We start from the raw sequence: 16595 nt of genomic DNA, 5'->3' as shown, positions 1-16595 counted from the left end.
CCAGGTCTAAGCATAGGACCTGTCGTTATCCAAGAGGATAGGAGGACGGATGATTCGTATTGGAAATTTCCCAGATTCTGTCAACGAATACGCAGCGAGATCGGTCGCCGGTCTTGTTCTCACGCTGACTTTGGCTACGCTATTTACACAATCGATTTGGTTGAATCTTGCATTGTTCTACGGCTTTAGCGCTCGTGTTCTGTATGGACCGAAGTTTTCTCTCTTTGCCAAACTTGCGATCCATGGTATCGTACCCTTGTTTCATCTGGGAGAACGTCCCACACCCGGTCCGCCGAAACGATTCGCACAAGCGATAGGCCTTCTGTTTAGCCTAACGTCTTTAGTCTTACTCTTTCAAGGTCAGATCTTTGCGTTTCAAGTCGTACTTGGAATTTTGGCTTTTTTCGCCGCGCTCGAATCGATAGTAGGTTTTTGTGCCGGCTGTTTTATGTTCGGTTATCTGATGCAATGGGGAGTGATTCCTCAGGAAGTCTGTGAAAAGTGTAACAATCTTACGTTTAAGACGAAGAATTGATTTTACAAACTCGGGCCACACGATTGATTTTAAAAAGATCAGAACCAAGCTAAATCTAATTTTTCTTTCTATCGCTCAATAAAGGAATCCTTATATGTCTAAAGAAAGTTACTACGTACCGGACGATCTCAAGAAATTCGGAAATATCGGAGAATTTCAACCCAACCTCGCAAAGAAATTTTTTGATTACTACGGAGACGTCTTCGCGGAAGGTGCGTTGACCGCGCGGGAAAAATCTTTGATTGCTCTCGCGGTTTCTCACGCGATTCAATGTCCTTATTGTATCGACGCTTACACAACGGATACTCTCGAAAAGGGAGTAAGTGAAGCGGGACTTATGGAAGCCGTTCACGTCGCGGCCGCGATTCGAAGCGGGGCGTCCTTAGTGCATTCCGTTCAGATGATGAATAAGGTCAAAGAACTCGGAATGTAAATCGGGCGAAGAAGTTTTAGGAGCAAGAAGAATGAAATCCTTACAATCGCGGGGAAGCGAACTCGTTTTACCCGAACGGCAGCTTCAGGTATTAAAAGAGGTTTTTGATCATAAGAATCTTCCGCTCTTCTCCGATAAACTCGATCAAACTAACGTAGGAGCTTTGCATCCGATTCCGACCGAGATCTTTCAGATGAATCTCGGTAAACTCTGCAATCAAACCTGTAAACACTGTCACGTAGACGCCGGTCCGGATCGGAAAGAAAGTATGAGCAAGGATACGATGTTTCAATGTTTGAGTGTTCTTGCGACGAGTTCGATTTCGATCGTGGATATTACGGGAGGCGCGCCGGAAATGCATCCCGAGTTTCGATGGCTTGTCCAAGAGTTAAGAAAACTCGGAAAAAAAGTGATGGTTCGTTGTAACCTTACGATTCTTCTCGCGGGAACACGTTATGCGGATCTTCCTCAATTCTACGCGGAAAACCAAGTCGAAGTCGTTTCGAGTCTTCCTTACTTTGAAAAAAGAAGAACGGATTCTCAAAGAGGAGAAGGGGTTTTCGATCGTTCGATAGAAGCCCTCAAACGACTCAACGCGGTGGGATACGGAATTGAAAATTCGGGCCTGGTTCTAAATCTCGTCTACAATCCTGCCGGCGCCTTTTTGCCGGGGGATCAAGTTTCATTAGAGAGAGAATTTAAGAATTCTCTTCAAAAAGAGCACGGAATTAAGTTTAATTCTTTATTCACGATTACGAATATGCCAATTTCTAGATATTTGGAATATCTGCAGGAAAGCGGAAATCTTGAAAACTATATAGAAAAGTTAGTAACTTCCTACAATCCTTCCGCCGCGTTAGGCGTTATGTGTAAGAATACTCTGAGTGTCGGATACGACGGTTCCCTCTACGATTGCGATTTTAATCAGATGTTGGAAATGAAAGTGGAAAGTAAAATTCAAAGTATCCAAGACTACGACGAAAAACTTCTGCAACAGAGGACGATTCGGGTCGGCGAACACTGTTACGGTTGTACTGCGGGGGCGGGCTCGAGTTGTGGAGGCGCGACCGCTTGAAAGAGAGGAGAGTATTCGACTTCGATCTGATCCTCGACGTTTCTTTTGATCTCGGTGATTCTTTCCAAGGTGAGAAACTTTTCCTGATTGGTAACTACCGGAGATTGAAGGCTTTGATTGAAGTGAAGAAAAGACTTTCCTTCTTCGAGTCTTGATTTGACAAAAAGATCGTGATTGGATTTTCTTTTTTCGCTGATTTGATTTAGTTCTTCGGGAAGCAAAGAAAGATTCTGAAACGGATTCTGAAGCAAATTGGAATCCAGATCAAAACCGATGGAGTTCCTACAGTTGCCGATGGCTGCAAGCGTTGATGTCCCCGTTCCGAGAAACGGATCCAAGACCAAATCCCCTTTCAGAGAATACATACGGATGATTCGATTGGCGAGTTCCAGCGGATATGCCGCGCTCCTTTCTCTTCCCGCCTGGGAATCAAGGCCTTGTTTTTTACCCTTAAAATCCCAGAGATCGGAAAACCAGAGATTACGTTCTTCCCAAAAGAATGCGCTCTGCGCCCTCGCCAGTTTTTCGGGTTTGGAAGGGAATTTTCGTTTATTTCCTTTTCTGAATATTAGAATATGTTCATGTTCTAAGGTGACATACGCGCCCGAGGGCAACATTCCGGAACCCATAAACTTATTGGGGGAATTTGTCTGTTTTCTCCAGAGGATTCCGGGAAGACTTTGAAAACCGAAAGAATTGCAGCTCTGAATCACGCGGGCATGATTCATAAAAATTTGAAAACCGGAATCCACTTTACGAGTCGCGTCTCCGATATTGACTACAAAAAAACCGCCGTCCTTCAGAACACGAAAGGATTCTTTCCAGACCTTATCCAATTCCAAGTGCATTCCTTCAAAGGAAAGATTCGGATTTGTAGAAATGTTTTCTCGAATCTCGTCCGAAAAACCAAAGAAGAGTTCGTCCCACATTTCGATCATCGGATACGGAGGAGAGGTAAGAATCAAATCCACGGTTTCCGAATCGATAGGAAACGGTTCTCTCGAATCACGATTCAGAATCTGATGGATCGTTCGCTTCATAATTCAATCTATAGAATTCTCCCGCTCCGTTTCTTTGTCCACTCAAAACAACGGAGCTCCTTGTGATAAAACGACAACTTTTATTTTTCAATGGAACCTCCTCGTATTTTACGGGACCGATCTCTTGTTTTTTATATCTCATTCTTTTTCTTTTTTGGAAATCGACTCCCGGTGTGGCGGGACTGATCCTCTATCTCACCGCTTATTTGATTCTTTTTGGAATTGCGCTTCTTCCTCTTAGGAAGGTAAACGAGGAAGTCGAAGAGAAGAATGAGTGGAGCAGGATCTGGTTTTGGGGAATCCTATTTCGTCTAACGGCGCTTTTTACGTTTCCAGTCTGGGAAGACGACTGGGCTCGGTTTTTGTGGGACGGATATCAAACCCTCGAAACGGGAACACCTTATGGAAAACCCCCGTCCTCTTTTTTTTCAGCGCCGAATCTTCCTGTTTGGAGCGTTGAAATCTTAAGTAGAATCAATCATCCCGAAGTTCCTACGATCTACGGGCCTATCTTACAAATTCTATTTTGTATCTCCGCGTTCTTGTTTCCCGGTTCTTTGTTGGGTTTAAAATGTTTCTATTTTTTGATCGAGATCTTTGGTTGGAAAATTCTTCAAAAGAATTTTACACAAAATGAATTTCGGATCCTCTTTTGGTTTCCCTTACTCATCATCGAAACTTATATCCAAGCTCATCCCGACTTCTTAGGATTGGTGCTTCTTTGCGGTGTTTATTTCTACAACGAAAGAAAAAAGTTTTGGATCGCGGGAGTTTTGCTCGGAATCGCCTGCGGAGTCAAAACCTTTGCTTGGATTCTATTGCCGTTCTGTCTTATCCGGACAAAACGAATTTCCTTTCTCATCGGTTTTGTTTCCGCATTCTTACTTCCGTATCTGTATTTTTGGACACAAGGGGGAGTGGGTGGAGACGGGCTTTCCATCTTTCTGGAAAGCTGGGAGTTCAATTCTTCACTTTACGCTTTTCTAAAGTGGATTGTGGGAAGCTTGATTCGAGTGCCCGTCTGGTCGGTGGGAATTTTTTGTCTCGGAATCTGGGGAGCGATCGGTTTGTATTGTCTGCGAAGATTTTGCCGAGGTGACGACCGGGCCCTCGGGGAATGTTTTCTCTGGTTCTTTTTACTCAGTCCCGTCGTCAATCCTTGGTATTTGCTCTGGCCTCTTTTTCTTTGGATAAGAATTCCAATACTTCCAGGACTTGTTTTTTCGGGAGTTGTAGTTTTGTCTTACGTTTCCGGAAAGACTCTTTCTTCTGCGGCTCAACTCCAACTCTATGAAAATCCGGTCTGGATTCTGCTTTTAGAATATTCTTTGGTCGGAATCTCTTTCCTTTTCCAAAATTTCTTACAAAAAGAATAGAATATTAAGCAATAATTCCAATATATAAATCCGATATGTATGTTATATTGAAATATTATTTGACTTTCTAATATATTAGAATAAATCTCTGCTTGACGGGTCCTTCCCTGGATTCGTCCTAACTCTAACTTTCTCTGAAAAAGACCCTTTTCTATCCCGGGATGAACCGGGATTTTTTTAAGGCTGAGGCGAAGCGAAATTTTAAAGCGTGATCGATAGAAACGAGAAGAGAGGTGGATTCCTTTGCAAACAATTATGGCCCGCAGTGTAGACAATTCAGACGTAGCTCCTCCGGAAAAAGCTCCGGATGATTTTCTGACCAGTTTCCTGGGAGATAAGATTCGAAAACGAAGATTGGAACTGGGGCTTTCTATGGAGAAGGTTGCACAAATCGCTCAGGTCAGTCGTGGGATGTTGGGTTTGATCGAGACAGGAAAGACAACTCCGAGCATCGCGATTCTTTGGAAATTATCCAAGGCGTTACGGACTCAGGTCGCGGAGTTTTTGCCCGACGTTTCGATGCACGGCCCAAAGCTTTTTAGAAAGGAAGAATCTAAGATTCTGACGCTGCACAGAGAAAAGTTGAGCGCTCGGGTTTTGTATAAGGACTCAGAAAATCATCTCGAGTTTTTGGAAGTGGAATTGTCTCAGGGAAGTTTTCCTCTGCCGATCTGGTTTCAAAAACAAAAATCGCAGACAGTCTCTCTTGTGCAAGGCGAGATCGGACTCGTTTTCGCAGGAAAGAAGAATCTGCTTTTTCCGGGTGACACGGCTGTTTTTCTCGCACAAGATCTACAAGAAATTTTCAATCCCTCTTCCTCCAAAGCGCTCTTGTTTTGGATTAGCTCTTCCGTAAATCTCTGAGGTTTGGATCCTTCGCGGATCCAAATTTTCTCTCCTTTACAAAGCCTTTCAAATTATAATTCAAACCAAAGTTGTTCATTTCGCATTAACATTATACGTTAGGCGAAATATTCGAAAATATATTATGCAAATTGTATAGACTCTTGTTTTATATATTGAATATTAAATCCGTTAAAACAGAAAATAATTAGAATTCTGAACCTCCGATTTGAACCTGGGGAAAACTTCCTTTGGGAAATGAAACCCTGCTGGAAGGAAACTAACGCAAGGAAATACACCATGAAACGCAAACTTGGTAAATTTGGAATCGTGCTGGCTCTCGCGGGGTTTCTTGGAACCTGCAAGCCGTCGGAAAAAAAAGACGACACGCTTCTCTTGGCAATCGCCGGAATCATAGCAAACGGAGTCAAGGTGAACACTGCGGCGGAACTCGCTGTAGAATCCAATGACAACTATGATAACAACGAATTCGGTTTAGTAACCGCGACGACGATCAAACGTTGGAAAACAAATTGGGCTGGGCAGAAGCCGGCTTCGATTACGGGGAATCTGATCATTCTTCAGTCCACACAAACTCCGACGGCAGGTCAGGAATTTATCAAACCTTCCAGCGGAGTTTATGTTTATTCTTGGCCGAACGGCGGCGGAACGGATATCAACTTCAGACAAAAAAGAAACAACGGTTTGTTTGAAAACGTTCAAACCGGTCTTCCGGATGGAGCGAGAACCGATGCATTCTTAAAATTGTATCGTATCGATCTTTCCAAAGATCTCGTCGTGTTCGCTGCGGGCACCGATGCCGGCGCCGGAACTTCCGCTTCTCCAAAAGGCGCAACGTATCAAACCTTGGGTAGAGGTTTGTACTGGCTTCGTTACTGGGGAGCGGATGCGAAACACGTAGCGGTTTTGGACGGCCCGATCGATACTCAATTCTCCGCAGCCGAACTGACTGCTTCGGGAACTGAGAGTTCTCCACCGAACGACGGAACCTATTCCGTAAAAAACTTACGCAATGTGGATAACTCCGTACTCGTTCAGCCCGTAGAAAATATCATCAAGATCGTAAGAAATCCGAATTCTCACGGAGTGACCGGACTGACTTCTTCCGTCTTTATTGCGGACGCAAGACACAACACTACTTCCACCGAACGCGAGTTTGTCGGCACCGCCGATGGAACGAATGCGGCTGAAGTCGAAGCGGGTAAGAAGGCTCTTACGGAAGGACATTTGAAAGGTGCGTTCTTTGCTCCCTGGCTTCAAGTGATCGATCAAACCACCGGACGTTTTAGATCCAAAGCTGCGATCGCTGCCCTCTGGTCAAATCCGGCCGGTTGGGGACACGCGGAGAATGGTTCCGTCAGCGGTTATCAACAAGGACAAACCTATCTTCACTACTGCCGAACAAACGCAAGATCCATGGTCACCGGAATCTCTACCTTTGTGATCCTCGGAAGACCTTCCGTGTTCTATGAAAATTCTTTTATAGAATGGAACGGCCTTTCCGCAAATCATCCGGACCCGACCAAAAGAACTCTTCCTGCGGGTTCTCCTTTTGCAACGGATACTACGGATTTGACTGCGAGCACCGCAGGATCCGGAGGCGGACCAACGTTTAACGCCGCGAATGCGGCCAATTACAAAGCCGTGGTCAATCCGAACGCGACGACTTCACGTCAGACGCTCATTGACGATTGGAATTACAAGATTCAGTAAAATTTGATAACGAAGAATCTTTTTTTGAAACGCCGCCGCTTTGGACGCGCGGCGTTTCAACGTTTTATAAAATAAATTTCGGAGAAGTTGCAGTGAAACAGACTTTTATCATCAGTATTCTTATCAGTTTATTCAGTGTTTTGGTTTTTCCTTCCTTTGCTTCCGGCGGTTTTAGCGGAGGTGGAGTCGCTCAGATTCCCAAAGGAAAGGATCGTGAAAAATATCATCTCGGTAAATCCGTTTACAATCATGAAATCGAAATTACCGCGGTAGCCGATCCCGCTAAGACGGCGGCTCAAAAAATACGCTTGGAATACCTACAGGGTTCTTTGCCCAACAGCGAAAAACAAAGGGTCAACCTCGAGGAATTTGCGGGGAAGTTGACGCCCGAACAATTGGATTCTCTCGAATACTTCGTGAGCATTCGTTTTAACGTAAAACTCGAAGACAAAAAAGAGTGATCTAATCGGTTTTTCAACGTCGGGATTCTGAATCGAAAGTTTAATCCTTTTGATTCTTATCAATTTAAGAATTAAGAATATTAGGTATACATTATGAAATATAGAATCAAAATTCTATGGGGGTTCGTATTTTTTGCGGCCTCTTCCGGGATTCAGGCACAGCAGGCTTGGTCCCCTTATCAGAGGCAGTTATGGGTAAGAACGGTCTTTATTCATTCCGAATATGATTCCGCCTTTCTTGCAAATACAAAGGCAAACTACGACGATAATATCCGAATCAGCACCGGAAATATCGTTTTAGAATACGGAATCACGGATCGTCTTACTGTCGATTTCGGAACAGGATTTGGTAAATTAGGAAGAGCTAAATTAGTGGATCGTTATGGAGGTCTTATGCAGATCCCCGAAAGTCCGGATAAATACGGCTATCTGGATACTCGGATCGGAATCCGATACAAGATCCTGGACGAGTTCGACTACGACAAATGGTGGATTCCCACGATTTCGGTAAGGGCAGGAGCTATCAAAAAGGGAGACTACGACCGCAATCCTCAGTCTCTTGGGGACGGATCAAACGGAGGAGAGGTCAATCTTTATTTAGCCAAGGATTTTGACTTTCACGGTCTCGGCGCTCTGGGCGAACTCAGTTATCGAAAAAGAGAAAATCCGGTTCCGGACGATATTCTCTATTACTCCGGACTCTACTTAAGATTTTTTGAAAGTTTCTTTTTGACGGTCGGAGCGAGAGGACAAAAAGGGCAGGGAGGATACGCATTTGCGGATCCTAGACAGGCCCCTCCTTTGAACTATTTGAATTTGACCGTTCCTGATACGATACCAGGGGTCAATCTTTACGACCTGTGGGTACAGAAAGAACGTCCCGCTTGGGGAAGAAGGGAAGACTATCATAATGTAGAGGCTTCTCTCGGTTATACGGATTCTTACGGTAACTTTTATAACCTCTACTATTCCCAGACGTATGCGGGCTATAATACCGCCAAACTGCAGACGATCGGTTTTATCGTTAACTTTCCTTTTAACTTGTAGGAGTACGACACAGATGAGATATCTAAGAATCGTTCTTTATTCTTTTTTAATATTCGGTTTTGTCTGGAATTGCGGAAATAAGTCCACCAATTACGATTTTATTCCGGCAACCTTAAAGATCCGTCTTCCCTTGATCATTAAGGTGAATACGGCCGAGGAGATCGCGAGCGCGTCCGCAGACGACTACAACCAGAACAATTTCGGTTTGATTACCTATTCTAAACTCAATTACTGGGTTCAGGATTGGCCGAATAGAAAGCCTCTCGGGGTTTACGGAAAACTTTTTGTTTTTCAAGTTCAAACGGGTAATCCCTCCGGTCAGTATGTATTTCCGAAATCGGGAAGCGGAGTCTACGTTCACTTGTTAACGGACGCCGATAGCACCTTTGGACAGACGCGAAACAACGGAGTAATCGATACGGAAACGATGGTGCCTCAGGGTTCGCAGATTGATGGGTTCCTAAAAAAATACGGAATCGATCTTCAGAGTGATCTTGTGGTTTTTTCTGCGGACACGCCGACGACTGCAAACTTACAACAGGCCTTACGGGGTTGGTATGCTCTGCGTTATTGGGGAGCGCCCGCAAAGAGTTTAGGAATTTTGAATGGAGCCGTATCGTATCACGCTTCTCAAGGAAATCTTTTTACGACCCTTTTTCTTTCTCCTCTCAATCCCGCAGGCGGAAAAGGTGTTCAGTCTTCCCTGACTGACAATACGATTTTACAAGCCGCTCTCGCGGATGTGATTCATATTTTAAAGAATGGAAATTCTAACTTCCTAAATGTGACTCCAGTTCCGAACGGTGGGGTTTTCTTTTTGGACGCAAGATCGGCCGCGGAATATGCGGGCACGGCTTCGAGCACCGCGGGCCCGAGCGGGAAAGGTTGTGCGACACCGCCTTGTGTGACAGCAATCGAAGGTCATATCAAAGGGGCTGTAAATATTCCGTTTGCTAATCTATTAGAAGATACGAATATTACGGTTCAGTTTAAGACCAAGGCGCAGATTCAGAATTTGTTTTCGGCGGCCGGATTTGTTTCCGGTCAGACGATCATCACTTATTGCCGCACAAACGTCCGTTCTACCGTGACCGGTTTTGCCTCAGTCGCGATTCTTGGAATTCCAACCCGTTACTATGACGGTTCTTGGGTGGAATGGGGATCTCTTGCGACAGACAATCGAGCGATCGCAGACGATCTCAAATGGTCAAACCTTCCGGCGGTTTCTCCTTGGAAAACAAACCTGACCATTCTTACCGACAACCTAACATCCAATCCGGATGCAAATGTTGCCAAGTCGAGTTTTACGACCGCACAAGCATTTTCTCGAAGCGCGAATCAATTGATCAACGAAGATAAATTGTATTTGAGCAACACGGGTGGAAGTAGCGGAGGCGGATCCGGAGGAGCAAGCTCCGGCGGCGGGGGTGGTGGAGGCGGCAACGCTTGCGGAGGCTGAACACCATTCTCCTTTTAAGAATAAAAGAAGTCGGAGTTCTCTGGCTTCTTTTATTTTGTTTTGTACATTGTGAAAAAACGTTCTTAGAATCGCATTGGTCGACGCCGATCGCGATACAAGGAATACCTCCTGCATCCTATGGAGAATCCGAAAAAAGTCTGAATCCGAAAGACTGCGGGACCTGTCACAAGGAACAGTTTCAAAAATGGAACGTTAGTCTTCATTCAAAAGCTGGAGGAGAGGGGCTTCAGTGGCAGTTAAAAAGATTAGGCGTTGAAAAGTCGGAAGCCTGCTTTTCCTGTCATTCTCCGTTAGCCGAAACACAAGCTTATTTCAAAGAATCGAAGTTTGGATTTCCAAAACCTTCCGAAGAGATACGTTCCTATTTAAATTCCGGAAACGAAGAAAGAGGTCTTTTGTGCGCTTCCTGTCACGTTCGAAACCACGTAAGATACGGGCCGCCGCCTCGGTCGGAGAGGGCTCCTAACGTTTCTTCGCCTCACGGCGGTTACGTGGCAAAAAAAGATTTTGAATCGTCTGAATTTTGCGCGTCTTGCCACGAATCTCCGAAGACAGGAAAAGAACTCAACGGAAAACGGATGATGGGGACGTTTACCGAATGGAAACAAAGTAGATTCGCTTCGGCCGGAATCACATGCCAAAATTGTCATATGGAAAATCGTTCTCACGAATGGAAGGGAATTCACGACTTAGAGACGACGAAAAAAGCAGTTACTTCTTCTTTGATTCTAAAATTGGAAAAGGATCAACTTACGATCACCGCTTCCTTGACAAACACGGGCGCGGGTCATAAGTTTCCAACCTATTCCGTGCCCAAGGTATTTCTTACTTTGACTTGGATTCGAAACGGGAAAATCTTTCGTCCTCTTTCTGAGAAAACGATCGGTCGAGTGACGGATATCGATTTGGAAACCGAGTTCGAGGATACAAGACTTTCACCAGGAGAGAAGGCAGTTTTGAAAGGAAAGATCGCTTTGTCCGATTGGAAAAAAGGAGATACCATTCGATTTCAAGCGATCGTCGAACCGGACGAGTTTTATGTAAGAATGTTTCAACACAACCAGGATCACAAAAAAGAATTGGGCATATCCGGCGCGGAAGAACTTCAACTTTCCGAGGTTTTGAAAAAAGTTAAGTCTTCGCGTTATGTGCTCTTTAAAACCGATCGCAAATTTAGTTCCTCAACTCTCGAGTAGAAATCCGTCCACGGAGCGGATCAAAAGAAGTCCGCCTCCCTTTGGTAGTTCGTTTACTCGAAATTCGGGATGATTTTCCCAGATATCCAAATCGCAGAGAATCAGATCGAATTGTTTCCAATCTGCGACGCTCGAACCGGGCTGTAAAATTTTTACCTTCTCGCGTTTTAGACTCTGCTTGATCTTAGAAGGAATCCGATCCACCGAACCGTTTAGATCCACGATCGAAAGTTTAGAATTGTAATTGGACGAAAGTCTTCTTGCAATTTGTAAAAGATCCAGATCCTTTTCCGCTCCAAAAAGAATATGAATGTTCTTTACGTCTTCCAATTGTGAGGAAAATAAAATTCCTGTATTACATTCGGTTTCATTCAAAATGGTCCGGATCTTACCGCCGAGGATATCGTCGGAGAAAAAAGAACGAGCGGCTCCGATGAGAAGCAGTTTAAAACTGCCTTCTTCCACGATCCGAATGATGTCCTTTGTGATGTTCGTGGAAGTTTTATAGATCGTTTTTAGACGAATGTCCAAATCTTTTGAAAGTTCTTTCAGAGGAGTAAAACTCGAAGCTTCGTATTTTTCGGCGTGTGATTCCGAAATATTAGAATCCGGAGAAAGATGTACGGCAGTTACCTCTCTTTCCTTTTTCTTTTCGGGAAAAAGTCCATAAGCAATCTTTAATAGTTCCAGACCTCTCGAATGTTGTGCAAACGAAATGAGAATTCCGTTTCCGGCTTTGAATCTGGAAAATGTTTCTTCCTTGGAAAAAAACCAGTCCACAATTTTCAAACCTGGACCGGTCATAATCGTCGTGGTCAACGCCATAAGAACCATCATAGAAAAAATCTCTTCCGATAAAACTCCGAGATCATAGCCGATGTTGAGAACTATCAATTCCATCAGGCCCCTTGTGTTCATGAGGATCCCGATCGAAAGAGAATCCTTCCAATTTTTACCGGACAATCTGGATGCAATCGCGCTTCCGCCTAACTTTCCGAGGATAGCGACAAAGAGGATGAGAAAGAAAATCGGCCAAAGTCCAGAGCTGGAAAGAAGACCGAACTTGGTTCTGAGTCCGGTGAAAGCGAAAAAGAGAGGAAGTAAAACCGTAAGACTAAAGTCTTCGATCTTATCCACGAGATTGCTTCGCAGTTCCTTTTTGTCCGGCATTACTACACCTGCGACAAACGCACCGAATAACGCGTGTATGCCGATCGCTTCCGTGACCCAAGCCGAGATAAAAATAAAAAGAAAGAAGAATGCGGAAATCGTTTTGGTCATCGATTCCTTGGTCGTGTAGAGATTTCCGGCCCTTCTCATGAGAGGAAGAATCGCTTTCCACATCACCACCATATAAGTGACGGACATTAGAATGGTAAGAATTCCCGAAGAGAAAGATCCGGCGTTTACGATGGTGACTACGATCGCGAGAACGCACCAAGCCGTTACGTCGTCGGCCGCGGCCGCGGTGATAGCAAGACTGCCTAACGTTGTCTTGGTCCAACCTTTTTCCAAGATGATTCTTGCTAAGACAGGAAACGCGGTGATGCTCATTCCGATTCCCATAAAAAGACAAAACGCGATGAAGTCCACTTTCTCCGGTGCGAGAGGAATGTAGATAAAGTAGGCGAGACCCGCTCCCAAAAGAAACGGAAACATGATACTTGAATGGGAAATTACGATCGCAGACTCAGCTTGATTCTTTAAAATTTTAAGATCGAGTTCCATCCCGATCACAAACATAAAAAGAAGAAGTCCCAATTGACTGAGAATCTGAAGGGTAGACAAGGATTCTTTTGGAAAGAGAACCGCAAATCCTTCCGGAAAGACCAATCCGAGTAAGGAAGGGCCTAAAAGAATTCCCGCAAGAATTTCACCGATGACCGCGGGTTGCCCTAAGAAAGTTGCGACCTTTCCAAAAAATCTCGCTGCGAGCATGATGACGATCAACTGAAGTAGCAGTCTCGAAATCGGTTGTTTGAGATGGCCGGAAAAAATCTTTCCGACGGATTCGAAGTCGAGTAGGCCCGGTCTTTCCAATCCGCTTTGTATCTGAATTTTTTTCTGACTATCCGAAAGTTTTTCCGGACCTTGTGAAGAATGAAAATTCTCCTTTTTGGGTTCCAGGTCTTTTCCGGACTGCAGGATAAAAGCAAGGGATAGAACGAAAGAGAAAATTAGAAAAATGTAAAATAACGATATTTTTTTCATACTTGGGGAATCCTGTCTGGGAGCAGTTTCTTCCCGAATTCTGGATTCGTCATTCAGATTTTAATTTGGATTCCGAGGTCCGAGATTGATATTTTTATAATTTTAAACAAAGAAAGGAGACGCTCTAAAAAAAACAAATCACATAAGGCTTAGACTCTCAGGAATCTTTTTGGATTCTTTACAAAAAGAAAAATTTTTTCTCTTTGATCCGACTTCGTTTAACAAATCGAATTAGGGAAGTGCGGAAAGGAGTAAGGATTCTTCTTGAAGGATTTTGGAAGCAAGTTTTGCAGCCTCTAGTGGAGCCGCCGGTTGTCCGGTCGTTCGAACTCGAGTTAAAACCAACCACTGAGTTCCTTCTTTTTGAAACAAAGCCCAGAACCAAGAGTTGGCCTCGTCCTGGTTGTAGTAAAATGCGGAGTCCGATTTATAATCTTCGATACCGTTCCAGTTTCCGGGAAGGTCGTGATTCCCGCTCGCGTTCGAAAGAGATCCCGCTTCCCGTTTTAAAAGACCGAAAACTGTTTGAATCGTCTTTTTACGAAAGGGTGGATTTGACTCTTGAAGACGCGTTAGGAAATCTACAAACTCGGCGGGTGAAATCGTATACGATCCATCCAGCCAAAAAGAACTTCTTGTGATCGGAACCGGACTCGAAAAGGTGTTTCCCCTTTCTAAGAGTTGTTTTCCTTTTTCCGGACCGATATCGTTCCAGAGTTTTGAAAAATACCAATGTACGGAATACTCAAGCGCCGACTTTAGATTCTGATCCTTTTGCCAACGGATATAAGGATGTCTTGTCTTATCCCAGAAAAAAAGAGACTGATCCTCTTTGAGATAACCGCTTTCCAATGCGTTCATCGCGAGAATGGTATGAAAGAGAGACGCGGGAGGGGATTTGTAAAAACATTCTTCTTTTTGAAAGTAGATTTTGGTTCTTGCGTTGAGATTTACAAGTACGGCGCAGGCGGATTTTCCGTCCCAGTTTAGATTCTTCTCTGAAAAAGGCATCGGAGGAAGAGAGACGAGGGCGGGTTCGCTCTTACAATAGAAAAGCACAAAGACGATATAAAAGAATAAGAATAAACGTTTCACTCAAGTCTGACTCAATCAGTTTAGAATGGAGATGCCAATCAAAATTAGAGAAACGGGAAGATAAAAAAAGAAGAAGTAGAGTCTTCCCGCTTTTTTCCAAGGCTTTTGCATCTTAGGTTTTAAGAGTTCCATCAGCTCTTCTTCGTTTGCGTTGTAGAGTTCGGAAGCGTCGTTCATTCCGTAGAGACGCGACGCCAAACGAAGAAAGGCTTTTTCCCGATGAACATTCAGATATTCTTTGCTTGAAGAAACGAGCGCCGAATCTTCCGAAAAGAGATTTCGAAAAACCGAAGGGATCTCGTAAAACTTTCCAATGAGAAGACTCGAGAAGCGAGTGAAAAGACCCAGATAGAAAAGAGAAGCGTATTTCACGGCTTCCATTTTTAAACCGAAAACGATGATAAAACAGACCAGGTAGGCTCCGTAACCGACGATCAGTCCGGCCCTTTCAAAAAGACGATTCCAAAAAACTTCTTTGTCAAATTCTAAATCGATGGCTTCCAGGGAATGAGCTGTTGTTTTATCTTGGGTCATTGGTAAATTAAGAAAAAGGAATATTCTCCGTTCTACTATCCATGCAAAATTCTATACTCGAAATGACAAATCAAATTGGATCGACTTCGACTGCAATTTATAGAGGTGGGTGAGGTGAGTTTTTTTTGCGATCCATCGTTTTGGCGACATGGAGGAAAGCGCTGCTGATTTCCGAGCGCTACGATCTAAGGGACCTCAAGGGGAGACATAAACTTCGTAAATGAATCTTCACCTTTCGTAAAAACCGAGGCCCGTCTTTCATTCTTCTTTTTCTTCAGGGGGAAACTCATGGGAAGACCGAAAATCTTTTCATACGAGGCCTCTTGGATGTCGACTGCACTCAAAAGAAAAGAAAGAAAAATTCAAACCGGAGAATTCTGGACTTCCCGCCAGAGACAATCTCACTCCATTCATTACAGCGTAAGTTATCGCGCCTCGTTCAAACCCGAGCTCCCCGCATTCTTCTTGGATAAATATCTTTCCGGAAACAAGGGAGTCGTCTTGGATCCGTTCGGAGGAAGAGGAACTACTTCCATCCAAGCAAATTTAGAAGGACATACCGCGATTCACAACGATATCAGTCCGATGTCTTTGTTTCTTGCAAAGTCAAGACAGATCGTTCCTTCCATTGAAAGTATGGAGAAAATTCTTGCCGGTCTCGATCTCAAAAAGAAAACTCAGGAAGAAAAAGAAGACAAAGATCTTCTCGCATTCTATCATAAAGACACTTTGAACGAGATCAAGAATCTCAAGAGAATTCTCGCCCAGGACGCAACTCCTGAAATTCAATACATAGGTGTCACGGCTCTTTCCCGTCTTCACGGTCATAGCGACGGATTCTTTTCCGTGTATAGTTTTCCTCAGATTTCCATTCCGGCTTCCGCTCAGAAACGGAACAATGAGAAGAAGGGGATTCGTCCCGAATACAAGGAGATCAAATCTCGAATCATGCAGAAGATGAAGAGAGATCTAAAGACTCCGCTTCCTCCGTTTTACCACGAGTTCTCGGGAAGAAATCGTTATACGAATCATTCTTCTCTTCATTTGGAATCTCTGGAAGACTCGGTTACCGATCTTGTCATAACGTCTCCGCCTTTTCTCGATAAGGTGAACTACGAAGAAGACAACTGGCTTCGTTATTGGTTTTTAGAAATCGAACTTCCGGATCACAAGAAGCCGAGTATTTTTTCAACCCTCTCCGGTTGGACCGACTTTATCCACGGAACCTTGGAAGAACTCTCTCGTGTCCTAAGGCCCGAAGGAGTTTGTGTGATGGAAGTCGGGGACATCACGAAAGGAAGAACCGTCTTTAATCTGGACGAGTATGTGATCCAAGCCGCTAACAAAACGGGTTTAGAATGGGAGACTACGTTTATCAACGATCAGAAGTTTACAAAACTCTCCAATTGTTGGAACGTTTCGAATAACGAGAAAGGTACGAACTCGAATCGTTGTGTCGTGTTTCGAAATTACAAATAGGGCGGAAAGAGCCTGCTCGTTTTTGTAAAGAACTTTTGACGGACGTTGTCGGAGTT

Annotated in this window: 15 protein-coding genes; 11 read left to right on the top strand and 4 right to left on the bottom strand. The window is 44.1% G+C overall.

Annotated elements, in window-relative coordinates:
• Window positions 1–49 precede the first annotated feature (49 nt).
• The 3 genes from A0128_RS11930 (at window position 50) to arsS (ending at window position 2043) form a co-directional block, all read left to right on the top strand.
• Entirely contained in the window at window positions 50–535 is a 486-nt protein-coding gene (locus A0128_RS11930) for a DUF4395 domain-containing protein (RefSeq protein ID WP_069607722.1), read from the top strand.
• A gap of 94 nt (window positions 536–629) precedes the next feature.
• Entirely contained in the window at window positions 630–968 is a 339-nt protein-coding gene (locus tag A0128_RS11925; protein ID WP_069607721.1) for an arsenosugar biosynthesis-associated peroxidase-like protein, read from the top strand.
• 31 nt (window positions 969–999) lie between these two features.
• A complete protein-coding gene (gene arsS / locus A0128_RS11920; RefSeq protein ID WP_069607720.1) occupies window positions 1000–2043 on the top strand; it encodes an arsenosugar biosynthesis radical SAM (seleno)protein ArsS in 1044 nt (347 codons plus the stop codon).
• Here arsS and A0128_RS11915 read toward each other — a convergent pair.
• Window positions 1992–3083 (bottom strand): DNA-methyltransferase, encoded by a 1092-nt coding sequence (locus tag A0128_RS11915; RefSeq protein ID WP_069607719.1) that lies wholly within the window; start codon window positions 3081–3083, stop codon window positions 1992–1994. The two genes, arsS and A0128_RS11915, sit on opposite strands and share 52 nt — an antisense overlap.
• 62 nt (window positions 3084–3145) lie before the next feature.
• Between A0128_RS11915 and A0128_RS11910 the strand changes: the two genes are divergently transcribed.
• The 7 genes from A0128_RS11910 (at window position 3146) to A0128_RS11880 (ending at window position 11220) form a co-directional block, all read left to right on the top strand.
• Complete coding sequence (locus A0128_RS11910; protein WP_069607718.1) at window positions 3146–4459, top strand: glycosyltransferase 87 family protein; 1314 nt, start codon at window positions 3146–3148, stop codon at window positions 4457–4459.
• 255 nt (window positions 4460–4714) lie between these two features.
• Window positions 4715–5323 carry a helix-turn-helix domain-containing protein gene (locus tag A0128_RS11905; protein WP_069607717.1) on the top strand — a complete coding sequence of 203 codons (609 nt, stop codon included), beginning with the start codon at window positions 4715–4717 and terminating at the stop codon, window positions 5321–5323.
• Between the two features lie 279 nt (window positions 5324–5602).
• Window positions 5603–7036, top strand: a complete 1434-nt coding sequence (locus tag A0128_RS11900) for a rhodanese-like domain-containing protein (protein ID WP_069607716.1) — start codon at window positions 5603–5605, stop codon at window positions 7034–7036.
• A 92-nt stretch (window positions 7037–7128) separates the two neighbouring features.
• Complete coding sequence (locus A0128_RS11895) at window positions 7129–7497, top strand: hypothetical protein (protein WP_069609265.1); 369 nt, start codon at window positions 7129–7131, stop codon at window positions 7495–7497.
• A 93-nt stretch (window positions 7498–7590) separates the two neighbouring features.
• Window positions 7591–8544, top strand: a complete 954-nt coding sequence (locus tag A0128_RS11890; protein ID WP_069607715.1) for a hypothetical protein — start codon at window positions 7591–7593, stop codon at window positions 8542–8544.
• 13 nt (window positions 8545–8557) lie between these two features.
• Window positions 8558–10003, top strand: coding sequence for a sulfurtransferase (locus A0128_RS11885; protein ID WP_162274104.1), 1446 nt, complete (start codon window positions 8558–8560; stop codon window positions 10001–10003).
• Window positions 9991–11220: a multiheme c-type cytochrome gene (locus A0128_RS11880; protein ID WP_083244112.1), complete on the top strand. Its 1230-nt coding sequence runs from the start codon at window positions 9991–9993 to the stop codon at window positions 11218–11220. The genes A0128_RS11885 and A0128_RS11880 overlap by 13 nt, the downstream gene beginning before the upstream one ends.
• Here the strand turns inward: A0128_RS11880 and A0128_RS11875 are convergent.
• From A0128_RS11875 to A0128_RS11865, 3 genes are all read right to left on the bottom strand, one after another.
• The gene (locus tag A0128_RS11875) at window positions 11206–13431 is read right to left on the bottom strand and encodes a cation:proton antiporter (protein ID WP_069607714.1); all 2226 of its coding nucleotides are present in this window, start codon (window positions 13429–13431) and stop codon (window positions 11206–11208) included. The genes A0128_RS11880 and A0128_RS11875 overlap by 15 nt on opposite strands.
• A gap of 231 nt (window positions 13432–13662) precedes the next feature.
• The gene (locus tag A0128_RS11870; protein WP_427854305.1) at window positions 13663–14526 is read right to left on the bottom strand and encodes a penicillin-binding transpeptidase domain-containing protein; all 864 of its coding nucleotides are present in this window, start codon (window positions 14524–14526) and stop codon (window positions 13663–13665) included.
• 15 nt (window positions 14527–14541) lie between these two features.
• Complete coding sequence (locus A0128_RS11865; protein ID WP_069607713.1) at window positions 14542–15060, bottom strand: hypothetical protein; 519 nt, start codon at window positions 15058–15060, stop codon at window positions 14542–14544.
• A 327-nt stretch (window positions 15061–15387) separates the two neighbouring features.
• Between A0128_RS11865 and A0128_RS11860 the strand changes: the two genes are divergently transcribed.
• Window positions 15388–16539, top strand: a complete 1152-nt coding sequence (locus A0128_RS11860; protein WP_069609261.1) for a class I SAM-dependent methyltransferase — start codon at window positions 15388–15390, stop codon at window positions 16537–16539.
• Window positions 16540–16595: the final 56 nt, after the last annotated feature.

The organism is Leptospira tipperaryensis, from assembly GCF_001729245.1.
GTDB lineage: Bacteria > Spirochaetota > Leptospiria > Leptospirales > Leptospiraceae > Leptospira > Leptospira tipperaryensis.
Note: the sequence above shows the minus strand (reverse complement) of the source record. Positions and strands in the feature narration are given on the sequence as shown.